We start from the raw sequence: 24699 nt of genomic DNA on the forward strand, positions 1-24699 counted from the left end.
TGGGTCTCTTCCAACCGTGGAGACCTGTGATGCTCATACAAGATATTCGGAAAACCGCTGCTGAACTGATGGTTGAATATGGAGAGGCGGCGCTATGCATTGCCGCCGATCGCGCCGAGTTTGCAACGGACCGAAGGGATTTCGTCCGTCAGAAATATTGGACCGATATCTATGATATCATTCGCAGGCTCCCTGATTCAAAAAAACAGGTAAGCGCTGCTCTGGTCGACGCGAACTGACCAGCAGTTACTTGCGGCCCTCGCTTGTGAGGGCCGGGTAAAGATTACTCGGTAACGTCCCACAGCCACGCGGCCCCGCGCACGCCGGAGCTGTCTCCATGCTTATTGCGGACGATTGGCGTTGTGCATGTTGGTGTAATGACGTTGCGCGCGAGCAGAGGCGGCACTTTGTCATAAATCGTGTCGAGGTTTGAAAGGCCGCCACCTAGAACGATCATGTCTGGGTCGAGGACGTTGATGATCATTGCGCAGGCGCGTGCGAACCGGTCCATATAGCGGTCGAGAGCTGCGACAGCTGTTTGGTCGCCATTGCGTGCGGCATCTTCAATGCCAGCAGCGCTCTTGCTTCCAGGGCCCTTCCAGTCTTCTGCCAGTGCTGCACCACATAGGTAGCGCTCAAGACAGCCCTCATTGCCGCAGAAGCACTTCCGCATTGGAAATTCTTCAAGCGTGACCCAGGGAAGCGGCAGGTGCCCCCATTCCCCGGCAATGTGGTGGCGCCCTGTCACAACCTGACCACGCGTCACGATACCGGCGCCCATGCCCGTGCCGATGATAACGCCGAACACTGTCGCTGCGCCGACGCCCGCACCGTCCGAAGCTTCGGAGAGAGCAAAGCAGTTCGCGTCGTTTTCGGAGCGTACAGGGCGTGCCATGGCCGCCTCAAGGTCTCTACCGAAAGGCTGATTGTTCAGCCATGTTGCGTTCGAGTTCTTGATCAGCCCGGTTTCGGGAGAAATTGCTCCCGGAATGCCGATGCCAAGCGTGGAGGATTTTTGCCCGTCTGTCGCGATGTGACTGGAAACACAGCCAAGACGCTTTTCGACGTTTGCAACGAGATCCCTGACGGCAATGACCGCCTCAGGATAAATTCCAGGGTTGGGGATACGCTCGCGCAGTACCAGTTCGCCGGAGCGATCAAGGGCTGCGATTTCGATCTTTGTTCCACCCAAATCGATACCGAGGCGATAGTCAGCCATCTGTTGCCTAACTGTTTTCTGACAGCACTTGCCCGTGCAGAACCGGGAGTGTGTGATGAACGGGTAGAGAGGTATGCGACAGAGTTTCGTAACTGAAAACCTCTGTCGCAGAACTGTTTACATCACAAGACGCGGACATTTGATCGTCACGGTCTCAAGGAGACGGGAAAAATCGGTATTTTCCACCAAGTTTTTGAGCATGAGGGGTAATCTGGGCCTGAGCGTAGTGACAGGGGCAAGCTTACGTGAAGTGCGATTCGAGTAAGTCGCCAAGACATCGATGCCTGTGAGTGATGCTGAATATTTAAAAAGAATCGGAAATTATGGTGCCGGATGCAGGATTTGAACCCGCGACCTTCGGTTTACAAAACCGCTGCACTACCACTGTGCTAATCCGGCATATGGCGGTTTCCAGCCATATTTCTGCTTCAGAACTGATGTGACGAGGTATGATCTGTTCGGATCATTCTTGCCAGGTTCCTGAGCTGGAGCCGTTTTGAGGGTTGTTGCGTTTCCCGTCAAGAGGAAAGCGGCTCCAGAAATGACGAACTTTATAAATGACGTTCAGAGATGCCTGATGAGGCCTGAAATACCTTGGATCAGAGGCATTTCAGGTTTTTTGCTTTTTCAGGCCGGAGTTGCCGGAAGATCGGTTTGCAACTTTCCGGGGACGGGTGTTGGTGGCTCAGGAGTGTCGTAGGCCAGGTGTAACGGAACATCGGGAGGTGTCGTGTAATAGGATGTGGGTGTGTAGAATTTGATCTGCGCACTCGCAAAGCGGTTGGCGATCCGGCGGTAGAATTCGCGTTTGACCTTCCATTTCATCATTGGTGCCGTTCGGATGCTGCCGAGGATCGTAGCGCCTCCACTGTCACTTTTGTCCACGCCGAGGTCGTTGAAGTCCGACAGGATGAGGGGGCCGAAGATCTTGTCTTCGCGCATCTCACTCACGGCATCAGCCATGATCGAGACAACGCGTGTCAGGTCTTCGGACAGGTCCACCTGTTGGCGAACAATGATCTGGTTATAGCCGCGGGCGGTGTTCGCGATTGAAGAAACGGACGAGAAGGGGATGATGTGCAGGTCTCCGTCGACATCGCGGACTTTCACTGTGCGGATCGACAGGTTCTCCACCGTTCCCGATACTCCACCTGTCGTAACCCAGTCACCGACCTGAATGGCATCTTCGACCAGCATGAAGAATCCGGTGATGAAGTCTTTTACGAGGCTTTGTGACCCGAACGCGATAGCCGCACCCATGATGCCGGCGCCCGTGAGGAGAGGTGTGACGTTGATGCCGATCTGGGAAAGGGTTGTGACGGTCACGATGATCACGATGATTGCCAGCAGGACTGTCCGGATGATCGGGAGGACGGTGCGCAGGCGGGTCGCGCGGGCGCGCTGGTCCGAACTTTCAAAGCGTGCGAGCTGGTGGGTCAGCATCACGTTGACCATCTCCCAGATGCCAACGGCGATGCTGACGGCGATGAGCATCGTGACAGCGGCATCCAGCAGATGGCTTCCAAGCGTGTTGTGAATGAAGAAGCCCACGGTTGGCAGACCCCAGGCCTCCGTCATCGCAACCAGTGTCAGGAAGAGCAGGACACCCGTCAGAATGGCACGGGCGAAGGGGTAGTAGCGGTTGGCACGCTTCTGGAGCTCTGGGAAACGCTCAATCAGTGCTGGATTTACGCGAAAAAAGCGATCCTGCAGTCCATAAGCCAGAACTGAAAGCAGGCGCGAGGCCACGAGGATGCCGATGGTGACCCCCGTTGTATCCCAGATCCATACATACCCCCCGGGTAAATGGGCAGCCCACACAACCCAGAGCGAAATATCGAGGAACATTGCGGGCACCCACCATAAACGCGCGACGGCGCCTACGAAGGCCCACATGGAACTGTCGCCCCCGAAAGAGGGTTGAAGCGCGCGCGTTACGATGTGGCGGATGCGCCAGATAAACGCTGCAATAAGAACATGCTCCACCAGTACGACGGCGCGGATCATGGCGCCTGTTCCACGGGGAGACAGGTTGAACTCACTGCCCAGTACGGAAAGACACAGCACAATTGCCGGAGCCGCGACGAGAACGTTCCACCAGCGGGTGAGCAGGTGGGCTGTGGCATCGGTGGCTGGCAGCAGGCGGATTGTTGGCGAGCGTGGTGCGAGGCCTGTCTCAATGAACAGATAGAGGCATCGTGCGCCCGCGTAGCATTCAGCCAGCGTCAGGGTAACGTTCGTTGCCTGCCTGCTCCATGGAATGATCCACGTGGAGAGATAGGCAATCGCGAAGAAGGCCAGGACGGGGAGGACCTTCAACAGAAAATGGGCCAGTGCATAGGGGATGCGTACGAGGAAACGCAGCGTCTCCACCTGCCGTCTCTGGTCGGCTGCACGGGTTTTGCTGGCGGTGTCCGTATCACTCGTAGGGGCGTTTTTCTGAGATGCCTCGACACGTGCCTGTTGCTGAACCTCAAGGTTCTGTGCTCGGGCCGTTACGCGGAGAAGTGGCTTATGTAGCATCAGAACCAGAACGCGCTCTACAGCGAGGGCACAGCCGATGACGAGTAGCGCGCCTAGAAAGGCATTCAGGATCGTTTTTCGGGCGTCTGGTGAGGAGAACTGCTGTTGTGCCCAGTGTGCGACAAGGCCGAGATCGCTGAACAGGCCCAGAAAATTATGGCCGTAAACCATTGTCTCGGAGCGCAGGCTCGTAAGTCCTGTTCCGAGTTCCGGTGGGACAGCCGAAGTCTGTGATTTAGGCGCTATGGTGGCGGGTAGCCCTTTGGCCATAAGGCTCAGGGTGTGCGTGAAGGCATCGCGCTGCTTCGGATCGTTCAGCACATTCAGAAGTTGCTGGGCTTCCTGCTGCGACAGTGGAGTGGGCGCTGGCACAGTTGCCGCAGGGGCAGCATGTGCGTGGTCTGCACCGAGCGGAGATAGCAGTATCGAAATAAGTAAAATGAAGGCCGACAGCATCCCGTAAGGAGAAACAAAACGGGTGTGTGTGGTGCTGGTCTGGGAGGGTATCATGAGCTGTCTGTCTGACGGGGCTTCCGCGCCGAACAGACGGACAGCTCATGCATGGCGCTGACTTTTGCCGCAGCGGAGGGGAAAGTCAGGAAAATGCCCGAAACTGGCGGCCTGTGAGGCGCATCACTCCAAGGTGGTCCTGATGCGGCGAAGTCTGTGAGTAGCGGCAGGCGGACCAGACGGTCCATCTGTCACGTTTCGGGTTGATCCTGTCCCCTGTGCTGCGGCCTGTCCATCCAAAAGCAGGGAATAGGGCGTTGAACGGCGTTATTTTTCTAAATTCCGCCGCTCCTGAGTTTGCTTTCAGGAATGGGCGGGGGCCATCAGGTCCGCAGGTGGTGGTAGGTGCGATGAGTTTGTCGTGACGCCATAACCATCAGGCGAAAGTCCGTGATGGACGGGCTGACGTGCGCAGGCACTGAGCGCGAGGATGGCAGCCAGCGTGAGAATTTTACGGGTCATGTGCGGTCCTTCAGGGCCTTGGCGATGGTCCCGGCCAAGGCAGTATATGCGCGGGCGGCTTCACTGTTGGGGGCGGAAAGGATGATGGGTGTTCCATCATCGGCGCTGGCACGGATGTCTGCGAGGAGAGGAATTTCTCCCAGGAACGGAACACCGCTGCGTTCTGCTTCTTCTTTTGCGCCGCCGTGGCCGAAGAGCTCTGTGCGATGGTTGCAGTTTGGGCAGCAGAAATAGGACATGTTCTCGACCACGCCGAGAATAGGGGTTTCCATGCGCTCGAACATGGCAACGCCACGCCGGGCATCGAGAAGCGCTATGTCCTGCGGCGTCGAGACGATAACGGCACCACCCCGGGCGAGCTTGGCTCCAAGTTTTTGTGCGAGCGTGAGCTGTGCATCGCCTGTGCCCGGTGGCATGTCGATTACGAGGACATCGAGCTCGCCCCAGTCCACTTCACCCAGAAACTGGGTCAGGGCACCCATGACCATGGGTCCACGCCAGATCATGGCCTGGTTCTCGTCCACCAGATATCCGATGGACATGCTGGTTAAGCCCCAGGCCTCAATGGGGATGATGCGTCCGTCAATGACTTCAGGACGCGTAGAGCGGCCAAGCATGCGGGGGAGGGACGGACCGTAGATATCGGCATCCAGTAGGCCGGTCTTCAGGCCCAGCTTGGCAAGGCCTGTCGCAAGATTGACGGCGGTTGTGGACTTCCCCACGCCACCCTTGCCCGAGGCCACGGCGACCACGGCCTTTACGCCGGGCAACAGCGTTTCGGCGGGGTGGCGGCTGGACGCGCTGCCCCGCTTTTCTCCAAGATTGAAGGGACGATGGCCTGCTCCCGCCGGTGCTTGTGGTGCGTTGGCGGGCGGCGGAGTGGTCGCGCGATGCGCCGTGAGCGAAATCGTGGCACCCGTCATGCCGGGCAGCTTCGCGATGGCGGCTTCCACATGGGGGCGCAGGGGTTCTATGCGCGGAGCATCATCGCGCGATGTTACGAGCGAAATGTGGGCGTGCCCGTTGCGAACGGACACGTTTTCCAGAGACGCGAAAGAAAGCACGTTGGAGCCGGGGCCATCCTGCTCTGTGCGCAGGATTTCGGTGATCCGTTTTTCTGCAGTGTCAGGCTGTGTGGTTGCGGGATCGATCGGGGGGGGGCTGTCGGTCATACCGGAACTCTCATCACGCAGCGTCTGTCAAAGGTGCGGATCAGTGTAGCATGCACGCGGAGGTGGTGCATCAACTCAGGGGATGGTGACGAACTGCGTCGTTCTGCGTTAGCGTGCAATCATGACCAGATTCACCGCAAGTCTTGCCATTTCCATCGGCCTCATGGCCTCGTCCGCTCTCGCACAGACGGCACCCGTGGCACCGTCGCCCGTGGTGACGCCTGCGCCGCGTTCTGTGCCATCGAGCTTTGCGGATCTGGCCGACCGCCTGCTCCCTTCGGTAGTCAATGTGTCTACTTCGGCAGTGCTAAAGCCTAGAAAGGACGGAGATTCCGGCCCTGATGCCAGTTCGCCTGACGGTCCGCAGGTGCCGGAATTCCCGCCGGGTTCACCTTTGCAGAAATTCTTTCATGACTACATGAACCACAAGCCGGCCCCGAACAGGCCGCCTCGCAGAATGCAGGCTTTGGGTTCGGGATTTATTCTCGATCCGGCTGGGATCATCGTGACGAACAACCATGTGATCGAAGGCGCAGACCAGGTTACGGTGACGCTTCATGATGGCACCGAAATGCCTGCGCGGATCGTCGGGCGTGACAGTAAGGTCGATCTGGCCGTGCTTGAAGTGAAGCCCAAGCACCCTCTTCCAGCCGTACCTCTGGGACATAGCGACAAGGCCCGTGTCGGGGACTGGGTTCTGGCGATCGGAAATCCGTTTGGACTGAACGGTACCGTGACGGCCGGTATCGTCTCCTCCCGCGGGCGTAATGTGGAGCATGGCCTGTATGACGATTTCATCCAGACGGACGCTGCCATCAATCGCGGTAATTCGGGTGGCCCGCTGTTCAACCTCTCTGGTGAGGTGATTGGCATCAACACGCTGATTTATGGCGGATCGGGTGGGGATTCCATTGGTATCGGCTTTGCTATTCCTGCGGATGATGCCCGCGGTATTATCGATCAGCTCCGTCGTACCGGGCATGTGTCGCGCGGCTGGCTGGGCCTGAAGTTTCAGGACGTCACCAATGATATTGCCGAGGATCTGGATTTCCATGGCCCAGATGGCCTGAATGGCAAGGGGTCGATGGTTTCCGAAGTTGATCCCAAAGGTCCGGCTGCGACTGCGGGTCTTCAGGTTGGAGACATCATTACCCGTGTGGGAAATCAGGATGTAACCGGCCAGACCATGCCGCGCATCATTGCGTCCATACTGCCCGGCACGAAAGTGGATCTGAACGTCTGGCGCAAAGGCAAAATGCTGCCATTGCCGATTACGCTCGGGCAGTCTCCGGATGCGCCTGACATGCCACCTTCAGATACGCATCAGCCGGAGCATCGTCATCAGACATTGGGCGATCTGGGGCTTACGGTCAGTGCAATTGATGCGGATGCGCGCACACAATATGCGCTTTCCGATGATCAGCGCGGTGTTCTGGTGTCGCGCGTGGAGAGTACCAGTCGGGCAGCAGAGCGCGGTATCGTCGAAGGCAATGTGATCACGCAGGTCGGTCAGGATCAGATCGATACGCCTGATGCATTTGCAAAGCTTGTTCAGCAGGCACAGGCCCAGAAAAAGCATGAAGTCCTGCTTCTGGTGCAGGATGATGATGGTCTCCGCTGGGTTCCGGTGCCCTTCGCCGGAAACTGAATTTGATTGCGGATTCTGATCTATTCCATGAATGTTTTTAACCGGCTGAGCCGCACATGGCTGTCTGTGCCGCCATCTGGTAGCAGTTGGCATGAAGTCATGCGACCTGCCACGCGGCAGATGATCCGCGTGCTCATATCGGTTGCTGCAGCATGGCTTGTTGGCATGGCGTTGCATCTGCAGGAGACGATCTGGGCGCTTGTCACGGCTTTGATCGTTACGCAGTCCAGCATTGTTCAGACGATATCCACTGCGCGCGATCAGATCAGCGGGACGGTTATCGGCGGGATCGCGGGGACGCTGGCTCTCCTGATACAGCTCTGGACACACACGGTCTGGATGCCGTTCTGGATCATGCTTACACCGCTGGTGTTTCTTTCGGCCATCCAGCCCCGCCTTCGCTTCGCCTGTATCACGCTGGTTATCGTGTTTCTGTTCCCAAGCAATGGTAGCCCTTTCCTGCCGCTGCTCACCCGTCTTACTGCGATTACGATCGGTGTTCTGGTTTCGATGGGGGTGTCTTTCCTTGTGCTTCATACAAGTGCACGGCGGCAGGCATTTCATACATCCGCACGATTGCTTAGACGTCTGGATGCGATGGTGGAGGCAGCTCTCGATTCTTCGTCCAGCTGGAGCCAGATCGAGAAGCGTAATCAGGATTGCGTTGCACTGCTGCTTGATCTGGAAGGAGCAGTGGAGGAGGCGCGGCGCGAGCGATTGCAGGATCTGAAGAAGCGCGATCCCGTTCTGGCGGCCCTTCCACAGCTTATGCGCCGGCTGCTGAACGACACGATGCTTGTTGCCCGTGCCATCGCGACAGGGCGGGACGCAGGCAATACAGGATTACGATCACTCCATCATGATCTGAGCCATATGCTTCGCACCCTCGCATATTCCTGTGAGCAGCAGATTCTTCGGCCCCAGAAACGCCATCCCCATCAACCGGACGGCCAGGATATTCTTGATCTTCTGCCGCGCTTTGAGGAGCAGTCCAGACCGGAAATGCGGTTTGTCATGTCGCTTTATCGCGAGGATATTGAGCGGGCTGTCGGCGTTATTATTTCTGGTGATGCGACTGCCATCCAGGGCTTGTGATCGCTGGTCAGGAAACTTCGCGAAGATGCGAAGCGTTTGGTTTTCCTATAAACATGAGTTTGACGGAATGTCGGTCCCCGTTAGTGGCCGTCCAGATCAACTGGGAGAACCTGATGATTACGCGCGAAACCCTGAAATCCCTTCCCAAAAATGTGCAGGCGCCTCCTTATGATTTGGATGCTATCCGCCCGGGGATTCTGCATTTCGGGGTTGGTAATTTCTTCAGAGCTCATCAGGCTTTTTACATTGAGAAAATTCTTAAGGATGACCCTGAGTGGGGTATTATCGGCGTTGGCCTGACGGGAGGCGATCGTTCGAAGAAGAAGGCGGAAGAATTTAAGGCGCAGGATTGTCTGTATTCCCTGACCGAGACGGCTCCGTCTGGCAAAAGCGATGTGAGTGTCATCGGCTGCCTGCGAGATTATCTGCTGGCTCCTGCAGACCCGGCGGCCGTTCTGGCTCATCTGGCTGATCCTGCAATCCGGATCGTATCCATGACGATCACAGAGGGTGGCTATAACATCGATGAGAACACCGGCCAGTTCAATCTGAACACTGCTGCTGTAAAGAAAGATCTGGAAAACCCGGAATCTCCGTCAACAATTTTTGGATATGTTGTCGAGGGTCTCAGGCGCCGCCGGGATGCCGGTCACAAGGCCTTTACGATCATGTCGTGTGACAATCTGAGGCACAACGGCACGGTCGCGCGGAAAGCTTTCCTTGGCTATGCGAAGGCGCGTGATCCGGAGCTGGCAAAATGGATTGAAGAGAACGCAACCTTCCCGAACGGTATGGTGGATCGCATTACCCCGACCGTGACCGCCGATATTGCCAAGAAGCTCAACGAGCGCAGCGGTCTCAGCGATGACCTGCCACTTGTTGCAGAAGACTTCACGCAGTGGGTTCTTGAAGATGACTTCGCGGATGGTCGGCCTGCGCTTGAAAAGGCTGGTGTTCAGTTTGTGGACGACGTGACCGATTACGAGCACGTCAAGATCCGTATGCTGAATGCCGGGCATATCATGCTCTGTTTCCCGGCTATTCTTGAGGGTTGTGAATTCGTTGATCAGGCGATCGCGGACAAGGACCTGCGCGGCAACCTTGAAAACTTCCTCAACAAGGATGTGATTCCTACGCTACAGGCCCCTCCGGGTATATCGCTGGAAGGGTATCGCGACTCAGTCATCAGCCGTTTTTCCAATCCGGCGATGGCAGATCAGACGCTGCGCATTGCCAGTGATGGCTGCTCGAAGATACAGGTTTTCTGGACAGAAACCATGCGTCGCGCAATTGAAAACAAGCGCGATATGACGAGGCTTGTGTTCGGAATTGCGTCCTATCTGGAAATGCTGCGTGGCAAAGACCAGAACGGCAAGGCATATGAGCCAATCGAGCCAGTCTACGGTGATGCAGAGCGCAAGCTTGCAAAAGCTGACGACTTTGAAAGCGCACTGAAACTGCCTGCTTTCGATAGCTGGCGCGATCTACAGACGCCCGAACTGACGAACGCTATTATTGCGGCTCGCAAACTCATTCGCGAGAAAGGTGTAAAGGCTGCACTGCCCGCCAGCTGAGTGGAGCTTAAGCTTTTAGACCGTTGGGCGCCCCTATATGGGGCGCTTTTTTATGTCACGACGTCATAAAGTTCGTCATGCAAACTTGCGCGTTAACAAGCTGAGATTTTCTTGTTTTTGTTAGGCTTAATATGTGTTTTCAGAGTTGCCGATCGCGCTTGATACGGTCCCAGGCGGCATTGATGCGCGCAATGCGATCCTGCGCTTTTGCGCGTTCGGCGTCTGTCATTGGTTTTTGTGCCAGAACATCCGGGTGATGTTCACGCATCAGGGTGCGCCAACGGACGCGGACTTCCTGATCTGAGGCGGTACGTACGATGCCCAGAACGCGGTATGCGTCTGGTTCATTGCCGGTAGCGGCGCGCGTACCACCGCTTTCTGCGCGGTCCCAGGCGCCGGGCGGTAAGCCGAAGGCCTTGTGCAAGCGCTTGAGGAAATCGGTTTCTTTCGGGTGAAGGGCGCCACCTGGGGCTACGTCTGCGCGGGCAATTCGGAAAAGCGCGCCTAGCAAAGTTTCCAGCGGTTCAGAATTGTTGGCATAGGCGCGTCCGAGTTCGCGGCCATACATCTCAAAATCGTCTGTCCGCTCCCGTGCGCGGTCGAATAGCATGCCGACCTCGCGGGTGTTGTCCGGGGGAAACTGGAAGCAAGCTTTGAAAGCGTTGATTTCCTGACGATTTACCGGACCATCAATCTTGGCCATTTTTGCGCAGAGCGCCACGAGGCCAATGGCATAGAGCTGATCGCGTTTTCCTAAGGCGGCGGCCACTTTTGCAGCGCCGAAAAAGGCTGCGTTGTTTGGGTCAGGGCGGCCTTTCGCTGGGAAGCGTTCGCTCCAACCGCCGGACGGGGGATTGAGCAGAGACCCGCTATCGGCCGCATGGCCGAGCGCCGCGCCCATCAGCGCGCCGAACGGGCCGCCGACCGCAAAGCCAGCAACCCCACCGAACATCTTGCCCCAGATAGCCATGCCCTCAACCTAGCACGCCGCGTGAGCGCGGCAAATGTCCCCTGTTGAAATATCCCGTTCCCAATTGAATACGTGCTTTATGAGGGTGGTGTTTTATCTCATGAATTGTCGCTGGCCTGCTGCAGCGCTTGTTGCAGGGCAGCAACGCGCAGGGCAGAGGCCAGCGGCCGCTCTGGCGGTCTGCTTGCATCCAGTTTGCCTATGAGGGCTGCGAAGCTCAGATTTCGCTCTTGTGCCATGGCATCCAGAACAGCCCAGAATTCCGATTCCAGTGCGATCGAAGTTCTGTGTCCGGACAGCGAGATGCTGCGTTTGATGAGGTCGCTCATTGCAACTGTTCCAAGGCCCAGTGGGCCGTTTCAACGATATCCGGATCAGGATCGCCCATCAGGGCAATGGCAGACGGGATGAGACTCTGGTCCTGGGAGTTTCCAATGGCAATCAGGACATTGCGGACGAATCTGTTCCGCCCGATCCGTTTGACGGGTGATCCGGAGAACAGTTTCCGAAAAGCTGCGTCATCCAGTGCTGCGAGGTCTGCCAGTCGTGGTTCGATCAGTTCTGGGCGGGCCTGCATCTTGATGTGGTGCGAAGCCGAAGCAAAGCGGTTCCAGGGGCAGGCCGCTATGCAATCGTCACATCCATAGATGCGATTGCCGATTTTCTGGCGGAGATCGAGTGGGATCGGGCCTTTGTGCTCGATGGTCAGGTATGAAATGCAGCGTCTTGCATCGAGACGGTATGGGGCTGGAAAGGCATCTGTCGGGCAGGCAACCATGCAGCGGTTACAGGTGCCGCAGCTTCCGGCTTTTGGCTCTGACGGCGTGAGATCAAGTGTCGTGTAAATTTCTCCGAGCAGAAGCCATGACCCGCTACTTCTGGAGACGAGGCATGTGTGTTTTCCGTGCCACCCTAGTTGTGCCTTTTCGGCCAGAGCGCGCTCCGAAACTGGTGCAGTATCGACAAAAACCTTCACTTGGGTTTGCTCCCCTCCCGATTTTACGACGAACTGGGCTAACTGCTTGAGCATCCCTTTGAGGACATCATGATAATCGCGATTTCGGGCATAGACGGAAATATTTCCGCGATCCGGTTGGCGCAATGTGGCGTGCGGATCTTCTGCGGGGGCATAGGAGAGCGCAAGGGAAATGACGCTCTGAACCTCTGGCCACAGAACCTTTGGCTGTGCCCGCTCCTCAATACGGGTTTCCATCCACTCCATTGTTCCATGGTGGCCTTGCAGGACAAAAGCGCGCAGCCCTTTCTCTACGCCCGGGTCAAGTTCTGCCTTGCAGAACCCGATGGCGTCGAACCCCATTTGTCGCGCGTGCTGGGCGATGCGTTCTTCCAGCGAAGAACGATGCTTGTCGGGACGGGAAGGCGAAGAAGCAGGGAGCAAGAGATCTTTCCTGATAGGGACGATACGGGCGGTATATCTACCATCAAACATATGCACAGGGTTTTTGGAGGAAGAACTTTTCAGAAGGGAAGAGGTGTGACCGCGTTTCGTCTGGAGATTCCCGTTGAGCGGGCGAGCGTTCGGGGCCTTCGGAGCGTAAAAACGTCTTTGGGAAATATGGAGGCGGTAGTGGAAGGTCTTATGCATTGGGAAGAAATCAGCACTTCATGGCGAGATCACTTCTTCGTGTAGGGCGGATATTTTTGCTTTAGAGGCAATTTTCTGCGCCCTTCAAAGAAACGGGGAAATAAAATTACCAGTCAGCGACAAAAGTCATATTGCTTCCTGCTTGAAAGGTCATAATAGGAGACGTCCTTTATTTCTCCTGGGAACCACGAGAATGGAATTGAATACAGCAACGCTGGATCGCATGCCCGCTTCGGTCATTGTTCCGGACTATGACCGGACGGCTGTAACGCCCGGCATTGCTCATCTGAGTGTCGGGAATTTTCATCGTGCACATCAGGCTGTTTATACTGACCGTGTTCTGGGAATCCCGGGCCAGTCTGACTGGGGTATCGTAGGTATTGGCCTGCTCGATATCGCCCCTGAGGCCGAGAAAGCTGCCGCACTTCAGGCGCAAAATGGTCTTTATACGCTCACGGAGTGCCCATCGGATCGCCCGGATGTGGTGCGTGTGGTCAAATCGCTGGTCGAATACATTCATGCTCCCGCTGATCGCGTTGCTGCGATCCGGCGGCTGGCTGATCCTGCAATCCGTATCGTGACGATGACGATCACGGAGGGCGGCTATTACATGGATGAGACAGGGCGCTTCATGAGTGAGCACCCTGCCATTGCCGAGGATCTGAAGCGAGACGTGCCGCACACTCCTTTCGGTATTCTTGTGGAGGCTTCGCGTCTTCGGCGGAATGCGGGTGTGGAGCCATTCACGGTGCTGTCTTGCGATAATGTGCCGCATAATGGGCATGTGGCGCGCAACGCGGTCCTGTCATGGGCGGAACTGCGCGATAAAGAATTGGCAGAATGGATTGGTGAGCATATCGCGTTCCCGTCCTGCATGGTCGATCGTATCACGCCAGCTGTTCGCCCTGCTGATGCGGCGCGGCTCAATGCAGCATCTGGTGTGAATGATTTGATGCCTGTCTTCTGTGAAGACTTCATCCAGTGGGTTGTGGAGGATAATTTTCCGGTTGGCCGTCCGGCATGGGAAAAGGTTGGTGTCCTGTTCACTGACAACGTTGCACCGTATGAGCAGGTCAAGCTGCGGATGCTTAATGCTTCGCATTCGATGATGGGGATCCCCGGCGTGCTGATGGGGCATCGTGTCGTGAGCGAAGCGATGAAGGACGCCCGGATTGTCTCGCTTCTGGAGGAATTTCTGGGGTTTGACTCGGAGCCCCAGCTTACGGCCCCTCCCGGTATCAGCTTGCCGGAATATGGCCTGTTGTTGCTGAACCGCTTTCGCAATCCTGCAATCAGCGACCAACTTTTGCGAATTGCTTCGGACAGTTCATCCAAGCTTCCGGTGTTTGTGGGAGATACCGCGCGTGGTGTGCTGGGCAAAGGGCAGGATGCACGGCGTATTGCGTTTTTGCTGGCGAGTTATTGTGCGTATCTGACGGGCCGTGATGATCACGGGAATACGTTCGAGGTGGTGGAGCCACGCCTCGGTGCCGATGACCGTGCACTGGCGATGGATGAAAACCCGACCCGCGCTCTGGAAATGAGCGTCTTTGCAGGATGGGGTGTGGATGAAAATCCACAGTTTTCCTCGATTTTCGTTGAGATGCGAAATTCCATTCGAGAGCGGGGCGTTGCTGCTACGCTGGAAAAAATTCTGGTGCACTGACGCTGGGTGGCATGGGGTCATGATCTGCCCCATGCCAGATTTTCAGGCATTTTCGAGTTGATCAGCGCGTTTCCAAACCGGGAATGCGTCCGGTAACGAGGCATAACGCTCGGGCTTGAAAGTGCCATCTTCGGGATCTGCTATCAGGCTGGCATCCAGAGCATTTTTAATGGCTCTTTCGTCCATTTCCTCGGTGCCGATGAAGACCAATTCCTGTCGACGGTCTCCATAAAGCGGGTCCCAGCCAGACAGAACCACGTCCCGCCATTCATCGCTGTCTGGCCAGCGGCTTTTGGGAACCGTGCACCACCATGATCCCATGGCCTGTGTGCGCACAAGCGCGCCAGCCTGACTCATTTCTCCTGCCCAGTCAGGGCGTGTTGCGAGCCAGAAATGCCCTTTGGACCGTACGACGCCGGGCCATGAGCGGTCGATGAATTGCTGGAATTCTGCGGGCTGAAACGGCTTGCGCGCACGATAGACGAAGCTGCGGATGCCGTATTCCTGCGTCTCGGGAATATGGTCTGCAAAACCGTAGAGTTCCTTGAACCACAGGGGATGTTGCTGGGCTTTTTCGTAGTCAAAGCGCCCGGTATCGAGGACGCTGGAGAGGGGCACCTGGCTCATGTCGGTTTTGATGAGTGCGGCGTCCGGATTGAGGGCGCGCACGATCTTTTCTGCGGCATCGGCCTGATCGGGAGTGGCTGCTGAAATCTTGTTGAGAATGACGACATCCGCAAACTCGATCTGCTCCACCAAAAGGTCAACGAGGGCGCGATCGTCGCCCTCTCCTGCTGTTTCTCCACGGTCGCGGAGGAAGTCTGAAGAGCCATAATCACGGGTCAGGTTCACGGCATCGACGACAGTTACCATGGTGTCCAGTCGTGCAATATCGCTCAGGCTTACGCCGTCTTCGTCCCGGAAATCGAATGTCGCGGCAACTGGCAGGGGCTCTGATATGCCAGTGGACTCAATCAGCAGATAATCAAAACGCCCACTCTCGGCGAGGCGGCGTACTTCGAGGAGCAGGTCGTCACGTAGGGTGCAGCAGATGCATCCATTGGTCATCTCCACGAGTTTTTCATCAGTGCGTGAGAGATCGCTTCCTCCGGAACGGATCAGGTCTGCGTCGATGTTCACTTCGCTCATGTCATTGACGATGACAGCGACCCTGCGGCCTTCCCTGTTGTTCAGGATATGGTTGAGGAGTGTTGTCTTTCCGGCGCCGAGAAAGCCGGAGAGGACAGTGACGGGCAATCTGGAAGCCATGGGTGGGGTTCCTGCGCGAAGAGTTGGAGAGGTTGCTTTTACTGCTCTATACCGTATGTTATAACATAACAACAAACGGATTATCAGGCGTTCTCATGACTGTTCCCGTATGCCCGACGAGATTACGGCTTGTGCCAGACACTACGCATGAGGGGGCGTTGGCAGACATTTTCGAGCCTGATCGCGTGATCACTGTGCGCCGTAGATGTGATGCACCACAGGGTGCAGCGACGAGTTTCCTGCAAGAGGGGCCACGTCTGCTGTTGGGATATGGAACGGCTGATACCCTGCAAGCGATGTTCCATGATTTTTTTACTCCCAATTCTCTGCCATTGCTGGAGGACGCAATCGCTCTGGTTCGCGATTATTGCGAGATCTCTGGTCTGTCTCAGGCGCGGATGCGGCTTGAGCAGATACGCGGTGATTCCTGTAGGCGCTTTCATGTCGATAATGTCGGCCTCAGAATGCTGTGCACTTATGTTGGGCCGGGAACAGAATGGGTGCCGCCGGTACTCGCACTTGGGCAGAACCGGGAGGACATTAACGCTGAGACGATCCGCCGCATCAGAACCGGGGACGTGGCAATTCTGAAAGGAAGTGCGTGGTCAGGCGTTGGGCTGAAGGGCGTTTTGCATCGCTCTCCCCCGCTTTCCGGGCGCCCGGAAGATGAGCGCATCCGTCTTCTTCTCACGATTGATGAACCTGCTGCCTGTGGCATGGCCGGCGAGTGTAATCCCACGGTGCGGAGATAATCGCGGTGTTCGTGGTGGAAAGCTGGCCGGAAACGCCCTCGCTACCGGGTTTAAGGGTGCAGACTTCAGCCGATCCTGCCGTGCTGGCTGCAGTATTCCAGCCGGAGCTTGATGCCGTTATCTGGGGCCGTCAGGTCCCAGCGCAATGGATGACGGAGATGCAACTTCTGACCGAAGCACCACAATCCGTTTGCATCGAAGGCACGCTCGAAGAAGTTCAAAGAGGTCTACTCCGGCGGCAAGGGGAGGCTGGGTGGCTTCCGTTCATATTGGAAGACATTGCGCAGAACGCTGCCATGGCGAGCGCATTTGGTGTGTCCGTACATCAGCGTTTGCGTGTTGTGCCGGTCATGGACGAAGAAAGTTCATTTGGGGTGTCTGTGGGAGCGTGCTGCCTTTTGTGCTGCTATGGTGCAGGGAAGGTGGAGTGGATTTCGGGGCAGATCCCTGGCGAGTGCCTTGTAAGTTCCACGGAATCTTTTGCGATCATATTGACGGGCGGCGGCGGCCCGATGATGGCAGATACGATCTTACGTTATCGTTTTCAGAAGGACGGTCCGACGCCTGCGCTGGCATTGGCCATTGAAGTTTTCTGAGAAGCTTCAAAACAGGTGGTGCTGGAAGAGATTTTGTATCGACTGGAAAATGTCTTGTCAGCGCGCTTGGTGCTCGCCATCGTGCATGAATGAAGATACTCCTCTCTCTTGCTACGGCGCTTATGTCGGTCGGGCTTGCATCAACCCCGCTTTCTGTCCGCGCTGCTGAAGTTTCCGTCACGACCCCGGATGAAGTTTTTGCCCGCGTCGCGCATGACCCGGAGCGGCTCCGTATTTTTATGCGGAACTTTCCCAAGGGCGCTGATCTGCATAACCACCTTTCAGGTGCGATATATGCCGAAAGTATGCTCGACTGGGCCGCAAAAGACGGGCTGTGCGTATCGCTGAAAGACAGCAGCGTTCTGGCCAAATCCTGCCCCCATCCGGCACCTGGCCAAATTGCCGCACGCGATGTTTCTTCGAGCGAGAGCATTGAAAACCAGATGATTGATGCGCTGTCGATGCGCGATTTTGTACCGACGGGGAATGATCGTTCGGGCCACGATCATTTCTTTGCAACGTTTGGGCGTTTCGATGCGCTGGAGCGTGATCATCAGGGGGACATGCTTGCAGAAGCACTTGATCGTGCTGCGTCCGATCATATCACTTATGTCGAGTTGATGGTTTCTCCCGGACTGGGAAAAATGATTGCAGCAGGTGCTCATCTGCCATTGTCGGGCGATGATTTTACCAAGGCGCATGCAGCGCTTCTTCCTCAGATCCCTGCACTGGTTCAGCAGGCGCGCGCCGATACGGATCAGATGGAAAAGCAGGCGCAAGCCGTCCTGAAATGCAATACGGCAGAGGCGCATCCCGGATGTGGTGTTGCGGTCCGTTATCTTTTCCAGACATTGCGTATCCTGCCGCCCGGCATGGTCTATGCCCAGCTTGATGCGGGTTACGCGACTGTTAAGGCAGATCCGCGCTTTGTAGGGGTTAACATCGTAGCACCGGAAGATGATCCCATTTCCATGCGCGATTATGATCTGCACATGAAGATGTTCCGGTTCCTGAATGGTGTTTATCCCGGTGTGAACCTCAGCTTGCATGCTGGTGAACTCACGCTCGGACTAGTGCCGACGGATGGGCTGCGACACCACATCCGCGCGGCTATCGAAGTTGCTGGTGCCAAGCGCATTGGTCATGGCGTGGACGTTGCGTCCGAAGACAACACATCAGATTTGCTGGCGGAAATGGCCCGCCAGCATGTGATGGTTGAAATTAATCTTACGAGCAATGACGAAATTCTGGGCGTGCGGGGCGCGGCACATCCATTTTCACTTTACCGCCGGGCAGGTGTTCCCATGGCGTTTTCTACCGATGACGAAGGGGTCTCGCGAGGAGATCTGACGCAGGAATATTTGCGTGCCGTACAGACCTATGACCTGTCGTATTCCGAACTACGCCAGTTCTCACGGACGGGTCTGGAATATGCATTCGTACCGGGTGAAAGCCTCTGGCAAGATCATCAGATTGGCCAGACGGTCGAGGCATGCCACGGCATCAAGCCTGCGATTATCCCTGCTGAGGGGCCTTGTGCGTCTTTCCTGAAGTCTAGCGAAAAGGCGCGCCTTCAGTGGTCACTGGAAATGCGTATGCTCGCTTTCGAAAACTCCGTCACACATGAGGTTCTGTTCCAGTGAAATTTTTCCATGCGCTATCCTGCGCGACTTTCATGACCCTGTGTGCCGGTAATATTTCTGCACACGCCAAATCCAAGCCTATTCCTGTGCGTGTGGTTGTCGTTACGACATTCGAAATCGGAAAAGACACAGGCGATACGCCCGGTGAATTTCAGAACTGGGTGGAAAAACTTCCACTCAGTCGTGAAATTCCGGCCCCGGGCACGGATCATGATGTCATGCGCTACAATCCTGAACTTCATGTTCTGGGAATTGCGAGCGGTGAAGGGCCGGAACATATGGCCTCGGCGATCACAGCGCTTGCACTCGATCCGCGCTTTGACCTGCGCCACGCTTATTTCGTGCTGGCGGGGATTGGTGGAATTGACCCTAATTTTGGCCCCGTCAGTGCTGCGGTCTGGGCCCCGCGTGTGATCAATGGCGGTTTGGCCCATCTCATTGATCCGCGTGAAATTCCCAAATCCTGGCCAGATGGCTTCACGCCCGTGCAGGGAAGCACACCGGACGAAAAACCACGTCCTCCACTCCATTCCGGGATGGGAGATGTGGCTTATACGTTGGATCCTCAGCTTGTGCAGTGGGCCTACGGGCTGACGAAAAATGTTGCTCTTCCCGATAGCCCGGAATTGCGCGCCGCACGTGCGCGCTACGTTGGCTTCCCTGCCGCTCAGAAGCCTGCTTCGGTTATGCTTGGCGATACCATTTCTGGCGAGACGTTCTGGGTAGGCGCCCTTATGAATAAATGGGCGGAGCGCTGGGTCAGCTACTGGACAGATGGTCAGGGCACGATGGCCACAACCGCTGAAGAGGATATTGCATTTTGTCAGGCTCTGGCGCTTCAGGGTAAAGCGGGCCGTGTGGATCCGAAGCGCGCGCTCATCCTGCGGACGGCAAGCAATTATGACATGCCACCAAATGGAGAAAGTGCTGCAGAATTACTCGCTGCGGAAGCGCATGAGCAGGGATTTTCAGGGTTCATTCCAGCCGTCAACGCAGCATATACGGTTGGTAGTGTTGTTGTGCGCAATATCGCAACGAACTGGGATCGTTATGAAAAAACGATGCCAGGGGCACAATGATCAGGTTAGGGAGGGCGCGTGCTGCTCTCCCTGATGTCACTGGAAGTACTAGATTATGGTTTTCCGAATATTGAGACTTAGAGCAGTCTCTAAGTCTCGGTCCGGTGTTATCCAGGTATATGGGTTTTATATTCGTCCCAATGTTTCAGAAGTTCTGAAATGACTGGCTCTGCTGCACGTTCGTTGTTGTCAAAGGCTAGTTTCTGACCGGGTGCTTCATCGCCAATTGAGTCTGTGATGGAAACACCAGGTGGTGGCATGTCAAAGTTACTGCCCGACCGCAGAACCATGACGCGGTTGGCGTCGAGATAACCCAGAGACGACAATGTTCGGATATCGAGCTGGTAGTGCTGGCTTTCTTCGTTCGTCATGACGAACTGGCCCTGATTTTTTGTCCAGAGTTTGACCCAGTTTTCTGCCCACTTGTTACGTGAAGGTCCGTGCCAGTAGCGCTCTGCGCCAAGTGTTTCACCCATCAGGATGAACGGAGCTTTTTGGGCGTTGGGAAAGCCTTTCCACTGCGCGCGACGCTCGGCGATGACCGTGTCGTCGGACAGTTTGACCTTGCTGCTCAGGTTGAAAGCCCAGCGTGCGAGGCTTTGATTCAGTGGATAGGCTTTTGTAAGTTCGGCCACATCCGTAACTGAACCATAATGGTTGGCATTTGCTGGAAGTGTATCGGGGCGATCTGCGCCGATCGCGTATAGTCCATACTGCCAACCTTTCGGTATTGTACGATCATCGATTTCACGCAGAGCGTCTCCGTCTACAACCCATCGGGCCCAGGCCACACTTCCTACCGATGCAACATTCGGATCAACGCCCGAAATACCGGAGAATATCCAGTAAGTGTGATGTAGGTCGAAATGTGGATCGAGGGCGAGCGCGTTCAGGTCGAGGCTGCCCTGCTTCAGGACAATGGCATAGACCCCGTCGCTATTGCGGCGCAGCACATCCGGGATACCACGGACATGAACTTTTTCATTAAGATGCAGACGCTCGACCCAGTCCTGGTATTCTCCAGGTTCGTCCCCTGAATCGTTTCCCACTTCCCAGTTGGCAACGATGAGCACCTTGATTTCATCTTTGGGTGCGGCAGTATGCGCAAGCGAAGGGGCTGCGGTCAGGGCAACGCCTGCAAGGGCAGATGATATTCTGAAAAAGAAACGTTTCATTACGCAGTTCTCCTCATGGATACGGGGGCGTGTGAGGCCCCGGTAGGTTTTCTTAATTAATGGCTAAGCCTGATGGCAGCTTACAAAGCGAGATTGGGCAATGGCCATTCATCAGGTGTCCAGTCGCCCTTCGCCCAGTCGGCGCGAAGGCTCTGGGCGAGTTCGGGAAGGCTGCCGTCCACGATTGCAGCCCGGATTTTGCGCATCAGGCGCTGATAATAGGCCAGATTGTGCCATGTCAGCAGCATTGGGCCGAGCATCTCGTTGGCGCGGAAAAGATGATGCAGGTAGGCGCGGGTATAGCGCCCGGCGATTGGGCTGTCGTCTTCGGGCGTGATGGGGCGGGTATCATCGGCGAAGCGGGCATTGCGGAGGTTCAGCGTCCCACGCTCTGTGTAGGCACGGGCAGTTCTGCCTGCGCGGGATGGCATGACGCAGTCGAACATGTCCACACCGCGCATGACCGCACCCAGCAGATCATCAGGTGTGCCAACACCCATCAGATACCGGGCTTTGTCTTCAGGCAGCATTGGAGTTGTGAAGTCCAGGGTTGAGAACATGAGTTCCTGCCCTTCGCCCACAGCCAGGCCACCGATTGCATATCCCTCAAAGCCGATATCGGTGAGCGCTTTCGCAGAATAAGCGCGGAGGTCTTTCTCCGTGCCGCCCTGGACGATGCCGAACTGGCCGTAACCTTCGCGCTGGGTGAAGGCTTCGCGGGAGCGTGCGGCCCAACGCATGGACATTTCCATGGATTTGCGAAGCACTTCCGGCGTTGCGGGAAGGGCCGGGCATTCGTCAAAGGCCATGGAGATTGTGGCATCGAGTTTGAACTGGATGTCCGTCGAAATTTCCGGGCTAAGGCGGTGTTTGCTGCCGTCGATGTGGGAGCGAAAGGTCACGCCGTCTTCGTCGATCTTGCGAAGGGCGCCAAGCGACATCACCTGAAATCCACCGGAATCCGTGAGGATCGGGCCGGACCAGTCCATCATTTTGTGCAGTCCGCCGAGCTTTTGCACCCGGTCTGCCGTTGGGCGCAGCATAAGGTGATAAGTGTTGCCCAGTACAATCCCGGCGCCTGTGGAGCGCACGGAATCCATCATCATGCCCTTGACCGTGCCAGCCGTGCCAACAGGCATGAATGTTGGGGTAGGGACGGTTCCATGGCGTGTGTGCAGATGCCCAGCGCGAGCCATGCCGCACTTTGCCTCAGGCTTCCATTCCATTTTGGCGGCTGAATCTGTCAGGAAATCACTCATGGTGCGCGCTCCAGCAGGCAGGCATCACCGTAGGAATAGAATCTCAGTCCGTCGGCAATGGCGCGGGTATAGGCCTCGCGCATGGTATCGGTCCCGCTGAATGCGCAGACCAGCATGAAAAGTGTCGATCGTGGCAGATGGAAATTCGTCATCAGCACATCGACAGCCCGGAAGCGATATCCGGGCTTGATGAAAATGGATGTTTCGCCACGCCATGGTTCAACGATACCATCCTCGCGTGCAGCACTTTCGAGCAGGCGCAGGGACGTTGTGCCAACCGCGACCACACGGCCGCCGCGTGCGCGTGTTTCGTTGATGGCAGCCGCTGTTTCAGCGTCGATTTCGCCCCATTCTGCATGCATCCGATGTTCGGAAATGCTGGACCGCACGGGGAGGAACGTACCCGCACCCACATGCAGCGTCAGAGTGCGACGTTGGATGCCACGCGCATCGAGCGCCGCAAGCAGTTCGGGTGTGAAATGCAGGCCTGCGGTAGGTGCTGCGACTGCACCGCGAAACTGCGAAAAAATGGTGCGGTAGTCGGTGTCGTCCTGCGGCGTGGGGCCGAGAGGGCGCTCGATGTAAGGAGGGAGTGCAAGTGCGCCCACACGCTCCAGGAATGCATCGAACGCATCGCCTTCGACGCTGAAACGCAGTGCTATCGCGCCGTCGCCTTCATTGGTGACGATCGTGGCCGTGACGGCGTCATTTCCGAATTGTAGCACATCTCCCGATCGTAGCTTGCGGGAGTTTCGGGCGAGAGCATGCCAGCTTCCATCCGCCAAGATACGATCCAGCGTGATCCCGATCCGCGCTTCACCGCGGGTGGCGGAGAGCTGGGCTCGAATCACTTCCGTGTTGTTGGCGATCAGCAGATCACCTTCACGCAGCAGGTCTGGGAGGTCACGGACGACATGCATATCCGTGCCCGCTTCAGGGCGAACATGCAGCAGCTTTGCGCTATCACGAGGGCGTGCTGGTTCGGTTGCGATATTGTCGCGGGGGAGTTCGAAATCGAACGGGGCGAGTTCATCCGTCATGAGGATGCTCTGTAGCAGGTTCGGCAGACATGAAAACGCCGGACCCGCAGGTCTGGTGCATGATTTTCATGAAAAAATGCTCTCGTGCCACGCTTTGTGGCCTGTTGATCTCTCTCCGGGGTGATCGGTGAGACCAACAGACAGCTCAGTGTCCTGCTGAAACGCTGTGCATGGCCGTGAGAGTGCTCAGGCGGTGATGTCTACGCCGCTGTCGCTGCTCTGTGATCCGGGGGTTTTGCCGCCACTCTTGGTTTCTGAAACGATGTTGCCGTCTGCATCCGTAACGGTGATGGTGATGGAGCCATCGGCGTTCACGGTTGTGGATGTCGTGTCCCCTGACGAAGACGTGCCGGATGAGGAGCTGCTGCTTGATGATGAGGAGGATGACGAAGACGTGCTGCTCGTGTTGTACAGGCTGGAGAGGGCTGAGCTGCTCTGTGCCGCGGAAATGCTGGTCATGCTGGAAGACTCCTGAAGGCGGTTTCAGAGCATTCTTCCAACAAACAGGTTAACAAAGGATAACGGCCATCATTATCGAAATATACGAACTGTAACCGTGGCGAGTAGGAACCATGTTTCGCACCGATTGTGACAGTTTTTCGATATAGGGTTTCCTTTGTTACATTAACGTAGTCCCGGCTTCTGTTTTGCGTTCTGCCAGAGTGCTTCCAGCGTTTGCAGATCCTGCTCGCGCATGACTTTGCCTTCCTCGGCCAGCATGCTTTCCATTGCTTCGAAACGTCCGGTGAATTTGGCGTTGCTGCGGCGCAGGGCGGCTTCTGGGTCTATATCGAGTTTGCGGGCAAGGCTTGCCACAGTGAAAAGGACATCGCCCAGTTCGTCCTCGATGCGGTCCCGGTCTCCGCCGAGTTCTGCTTTCAGTTCGGCGATTTCTTCATGAACCTTATCCAGAACTTCTGCAGGTTCTGCCCAGTCAAATCCTACTCGGGCTGCGCGGTTACACAGTTTTGCAGCTTTGAGCAGCGCGGGAAGGTGCAGGGGGATACCCGCCAGCGCACCGTGCTCGGATTTCGCCCGGCGCTCTTCTTCCTTGCGCTGTTCCCAGATTGCCAGACTGTGGCCGGTTTCATCGCCGAACACATGTGGATGGCGACGAACCATCTTGTCTGCGATCAGTTTGGCGACTGTTTCAAAGTCGAACTGTCCGGCTTCTTCGGCCATCTGTGCCTGATAGACGACCTGCAACAGCAGGTCTCCGAGCTCGTCAGGAATGGCTGCATGATCGTTGTGTGCGATTGCATCCATGACCTCGTAGGCTTCTTCGATTGCGAATGGCGCGATACTGGCGGGGGTCTGAACTATATCCCAGGGGCAACCTGTTTCCGGATCCCGAAGACGCTTCATGATTGCAAGAAGGCGGTCAATCTGGCGAACGGAAGTATCGGTCATGAAGGAGCCCTGCGCGTGGGAAAAGGAGATT

General features: G+C 56.4%; 22 protein-coding genes and 1 tRNA gene. 10 read left to right on the forward strand and 13 right to left on the reverse strand.

Translation table 11 applies throughout. The features are described from left to right. The first annotated feature begins 29 nt into the window (after positions 1-29). Complete coding sequence (locus GWA01_RS08650; protein ID WP_146796424.1) at positions 30-239, forward strand: hypothetical protein; 210 nt, start codon at positions 30-32, stop codon at positions 237-239. Between the two features lie 44 nt (positions 240-283). Here GWA01_RS08650 and GWA01_RS08655 read toward each other — a convergent pair whose 3' ends face one another. The 5 genes from GWA01_RS08655 to GWA01_RS08670 form a co-directional block, all read right to left on the reverse strand. After that, a complete protein-coding gene (locus GWA01_RS08655; protein WP_146796427.1) occupies positions 284-1219 on the reverse strand; it encodes an ROK family protein in 936 nt (311 codons plus the stop codon). A gap of 324 nt (positions 1220-1543) precedes the next feature. Beyond that, a tRNA-Thr gene (locus GWA01_RS08660) sits at positions 1544-1618 on the reverse strand. 228 nt (positions 1619-1846) lie between these two features. Continuing rightward, positions 1847-4252 (reverse strand): mechanosensitive ion channel family protein, encoded by a 2406-nt coding sequence (locus tag GWA01_RS08665; protein ID WP_228118510.1) that lies wholly within the window; start codon positions 4250-4252, stop codon positions 1847-1849. Between the two features lie 303 nt (positions 4253-4555). Next, positions 4556-4714, reverse strand: a complete 159-nt coding sequence (locus GWA01_RS13045) for a hypothetical protein (protein ID WP_186819520.1) — start codon at positions 4712-4714, stop codon at positions 4556-4558. After that, a complete protein-coding gene (locus tag GWA01_RS08670) occupies positions 4711-5886 on the reverse strand; it encodes an Mrp/NBP35 family ATP-binding protein (RefSeq protein WP_146796429.1) in 1176 nt (391 codons plus the stop codon). Before GWA01_RS08670 ends, GWA01_RS13045 begins: the two co-directional genes overlap by 4 nt. Positions 5887-6007: 121 nt before the next feature. Between GWA01_RS08670 and GWA01_RS08675 the strand changes: the two genes are divergently transcribed. The 3 genes from GWA01_RS08675 to GWA01_RS08685 all read left to right on the forward strand — a co-directional run bounded on the left by GWA01_RS08675 (position 6008) and on the right by GWA01_RS08685 (position 10203). Further along, positions 6008-7534, forward strand: a complete 1527-nt coding sequence (locus tag GWA01_RS08675) for a Do family serine endopeptidase (RefSeq protein ID WP_146796432.1) — start codon at positions 6008-6010, stop codon at positions 7532-7534. Between the two features lie 27 nt (positions 7535-7561). After that, positions 7562-8629 (forward strand): FUSC family protein, encoded by a 1068-nt coding sequence (locus GWA01_RS08680; protein WP_146796434.1) that lies wholly within the window; start codon positions 7562-7564, stop codon positions 8627-8629. 113 nt (positions 8630-8742) lie between these two features. Continuing rightward, a complete protein-coding gene (locus GWA01_RS08685) occupies positions 8743-10203 on the forward strand; it encodes a mannitol dehydrogenase family protein (RefSeq protein ID WP_146796437.1) in 1461 nt (486 codons plus the stop codon). Between the two features lie 139 nt (positions 10204-10342). On the opposite strand, the gene GWA01_RS08690 is transcribed toward GWA01_RS08685, so the two are convergent. From GWA01_RS08690 to queG, 3 genes are all read right to left on the reverse strand, one after another. Beyond that, on the reverse strand, positions 10343-11173 hold the full coding sequence (locus GWA01_RS08690) for a TerB family tellurite resistance protein (RefSeq protein ID WP_146796440.1): 831 nt from the start codon (positions 11171-11173) through the stop codon (positions 10343-10345). Between the two features lie 98 nt (positions 11174-11271). After that, a complete protein-coding gene (locus GWA01_RS08695; RefSeq protein ID WP_146796445.1) occupies positions 11272-11502 on the reverse strand; it encodes a ribbon-helix-helix domain-containing protein in 231 nt (76 codons plus the stop codon). Continuing rightward, positions 11499-12623 (reverse strand): tRNA epoxyqueuosine(34) reductase QueG, encoded by a 1125-nt coding sequence (gene queG, locus GWA01_RS08700; RefSeq protein WP_146796448.1) that lies wholly within the window; start codon positions 12621-12623, stop codon positions 11499-11501. Before queG ends, GWA01_RS08695 begins: the two co-directional genes overlap by 4 nt. 349 nt (positions 12624-12972) lie before the next feature. Here queG and GWA01_RS08705 point away from each other — a divergent pair, with 349 nt between their 5' ends. Then, entirely contained in the window at positions 12973-14445 is a 1473-nt protein-coding gene (locus tag GWA01_RS08705) for a mannitol dehydrogenase family protein (protein ID WP_146796451.1), read from the forward strand. Between the two features lie 42 nt (positions 14446-14487). Here GWA01_RS08705 and zigA read toward each other — a convergent pair whose 3' ends face one another. Then, positions 14488-15714 (reverse strand): zinc metallochaperone GTPase ZigA, encoded by a 1227-nt coding sequence (gene zigA, locus GWA01_RS08710; RefSeq protein WP_146796454.1) that lies wholly within the window; start codon positions 15712-15714, stop codon positions 14488-14490. A gap of 95 nt (positions 15715-15809) precedes the next feature. Here zigA and GWA01_RS08715 point away from each other — a divergent pair, with 95 nt between their 5' ends. From GWA01_RS08715 to GWA01_RS08730, 4 genes are all read left to right on the forward strand, one after another. Beyond that, positions 15810-16466: a DUF1826 domain-containing protein gene (locus GWA01_RS08715; RefSeq protein ID WP_146796457.1), complete on the forward strand. Its 657-nt coding sequence runs from the start codon at positions 15810-15812 to the stop codon at positions 16464-16466. A 56-nt stretch (positions 16467-16522) separates the two neighbouring features. Then, positions 16523-17062 (forward strand): DUF1826 domain-containing protein, encoded by a 540-nt coding sequence (locus GWA01_RS08720; protein ID WP_186819521.1) that lies wholly within the window; start codon positions 16523-16525, stop codon positions 17060-17062. An 89-nt stretch (positions 17063-17151) separates the two neighbouring features. Continuing rightward, positions 17152-18705: an adenosine deaminase family protein gene (locus GWA01_RS08725; protein ID WP_371858434.1), complete on the forward strand. Its 1554-nt coding sequence runs from the start codon at positions 17152-17154 to the stop codon at positions 18703-18705. A 32-nt stretch (positions 18706-18737) separates the two neighbouring features. Further along, positions 18738-19784: a purine nucleoside permease gene (locus GWA01_RS08730; protein ID WP_146796463.1), complete on the forward strand. Its 1047-nt coding sequence runs from the start codon at positions 18738-18740 to the stop codon at positions 19782-19784. 107 nt (positions 19785-19891) lie between these two features. On the opposite strand, the gene GWA01_RS08735 is transcribed toward GWA01_RS08730, so the two are convergent. The 3 genes from GWA01_RS08735 to queA form a co-directional block, all read right to left on the reverse strand. After that, positions 19892-20959, reverse strand: a complete 1068-nt coding sequence (locus GWA01_RS08735; protein WP_146796466.1) for a purine-nucleoside phosphorylase — start codon at positions 20957-20959, stop codon at positions 19892-19894. Between the two features lie 80 nt (positions 20960-21039). Beyond that, positions 21040-22185, reverse strand: a complete 1146-nt coding sequence (gene tgt, locus GWA01_RS08740) for a tRNA guanosine(34) transglycosylase Tgt (protein ID WP_146797711.1) — start codon at positions 22183-22185, stop codon at positions 21040-21042. A gap of 29 nt (positions 22186-22214) precedes the next feature. Next, the gene (gene queA, locus GWA01_RS08745) at positions 22215-23258 is read right to left on the reverse strand and encodes a tRNA preQ1(34) S-adenosylmethionine ribosyltransferase-isomerase QueA (protein ID WP_146796469.1); all 1044 of its coding nucleotides are present in this window, start codon (positions 23256-23258) and stop codon (positions 22215-22217) included. A 196-nt stretch (positions 23259-23454) separates the two neighbouring features. On the opposite strand from queA, the gene GWA01_RS13050 reads away from it, so the two are divergent. Continuing rightward, positions 23455-23733 carry a hypothetical protein gene (locus tag GWA01_RS13050; protein ID WP_186819522.1) on the forward strand — a complete coding sequence of 93 codons (279 nt, stop codon included), beginning with the start codon at positions 23455-23457 and terminating at the stop codon, positions 23731-23733. A 149-nt stretch (positions 23734-23882) separates the two neighbouring features. Here GWA01_RS13050 and mazG read toward each other — a convergent pair whose 3' ends face one another. Continuing rightward, the gene (mazG, locus tag GWA01_RS08755; RefSeq protein ID WP_146796475.1) at positions 23883-24668 is read right to left on the reverse strand and encodes a nucleoside triphosphate pyrophosphohydrolase; all 786 of its coding nucleotides are present in this window, start codon (positions 24666-24668) and stop codon (positions 23883-23885) included. Positions 24669-24699: the final 31 nt, after the last annotated feature.

This window comes from Gluconobacter wancherniae NBRC 103581, assembly GCF_007988885.1.
GTDB classification, from domain to species: domain Bacteria; phylum Pseudomonadota; class Alphaproteobacteria; order Acetobacterales; family Acetobacteraceae; genus Gluconobacter; species Gluconobacter wancherniae.

What these genes read in the sequence shown, in the direction of transcription:
- GWA01_RS08655 (WP_146796427.1), bottom strand. Translation starts at nt 1,219, where the DNA reads ATGGCTGACTATCGCCTCGGTATCGATTTGGGTGGAACAAAGATCGAA.
- GWA01_RS08705 (WP_146796451.1), top strand. Translation starts at nt 12,973, where the DNA reads ATGGAATTGAATACAGCAACGCTGGATCGCATGCCCGCTTCGGTCATT.
- tgt (WP_146797711.1), bottom strand. Translation starts at nt 22,185, where the DNA reads ATGGAATGGAAGCCTGAGGCAAAGTGCGGCATGGCTCGCGCTGGGCAT.
- zigA (WP_146796454.1), bottom strand. Translation starts at nt 15,714, where the DNA reads ATGGCTTCCAGATTGCCCGTCACTGTCCTCTCCGGCTTTCTCGGCGCC.
- queA (WP_146796469.1), bottom strand. Translation starts at nt 23,258, where the DNA reads ATGACGGATGAACTCGCCCCGTTCGATTTCGAACTCCCCCGCGACAAT.
- GWA01_RS08690 (WP_146796440.1), bottom strand. Translation starts at nt 11,173, where the DNA reads ATGGCTATCTGGGGCAAGATGTTCGGTGGGGTTGCTGGCTTTGCGGTC.
- GWA01_RS08725 (WP_371858434.1), top strand. Translation starts at nt 17,152, where the DNA reads ATGAAGATACTCCTCTCTCTTGCTACGGCGCTTATGTCGGTCGGGCTT.
- mazG (WP_146796475.1), bottom strand. Translation starts at nt 24,668, where the DNA reads ATGACCGATACTTCCGTTCGCCAGATTGACCGCCTTCTTGCAATCATG.
- GWA01_RS08675 (WP_146796432.1), top strand. Translation starts at nt 6,008, where the DNA reads ATGACCAGATTCACCGCAAGTCTTGCCATTTCCATCGGCCTCATGGCC.
- GWA01_RS08665 (WP_228118510.1), bottom strand. Translation starts at nt 4,252, where the DNA reads ATGATACCCTCCCAGACCAGCACCACACACACCCGTTTTGTTTCTCCT.
- GWA01_RS08650 (WP_146796424.1), top strand. Translation starts at nt 30, where the DNA reads ATGCTCATACAAGATATTCGGAAAACCGCTGCTGAACTGATGGTTGAA.
- GWA01_RS13050 (WP_186819522.1), top strand. Translation starts at nt 23,455, where the DNA reads ATGTCTACGCCGCTGTCGCTGCTCTGTGATCCGGGGGTTTTGCCGCCA.
- GWA01_RS08670 (WP_146796429.1), bottom strand. Translation starts at nt 5,886, where the DNA reads ATGACCGACAGCCCCCCCCCGATCGATCCCGCAACCACACAGCCTGAC.
- GWA01_RS13045 (WP_186819520.1), bottom strand. Translation starts at nt 4,714, where the DNA reads ATGACCCGTAAAATTCTCACGCTGGCTGCCATCCTCGCGCTCAGTGCC.
- GWA01_RS08695 (WP_146796445.1), bottom strand. Translation starts at nt 11,502, where the DNA reads ATGAGCGACCTCATCAAACGCAGCATCTCGCTGTCCGGACACAGAACT.
- queG (WP_146796448.1), bottom strand. Translation starts at nt 12,623, where the DNA reads ATGTTTGATGGTAGATATACCGCCCGTATCGTCCCTATCAGGAAAGAT.
- GWA01_RS08715 (WP_146796457.1), top strand. Translation starts at nt 15,810, where the DNA reads ATGACTGTTCCCGTATGCCCGACGAGATTACGGCTTGTGCCAGACACT.
- GWA01_RS08735 (WP_146796466.1), bottom strand. Translation starts at nt 20,959, where the DNA reads ATGAAACGTTTCTTTTTCAGAATATCATCTGCCCTTGCAGGCGTTGCC.
- GWA01_RS08685 (WP_146796437.1), top strand. Translation starts at nt 8,743, where the DNA reads ATGATTACGCGCGAAACCCTGAAATCCCTTCCCAAAAATGTGCAGGCG.
- GWA01_RS08730 (WP_146796463.1), top strand. Translation starts at nt 18,738, where the DNA reads ATGACCCTGTGTGCCGGTAATATTTCTGCACACGCCAAATCCAAGCCT.
- GWA01_RS08680 (WP_146796434.1), top strand. Translation starts at nt 7,562, where the DNA reads ATGAATGTTTTTAACCGGCTGAGCCGCACATGGCTGTCTGTGCCGCCA.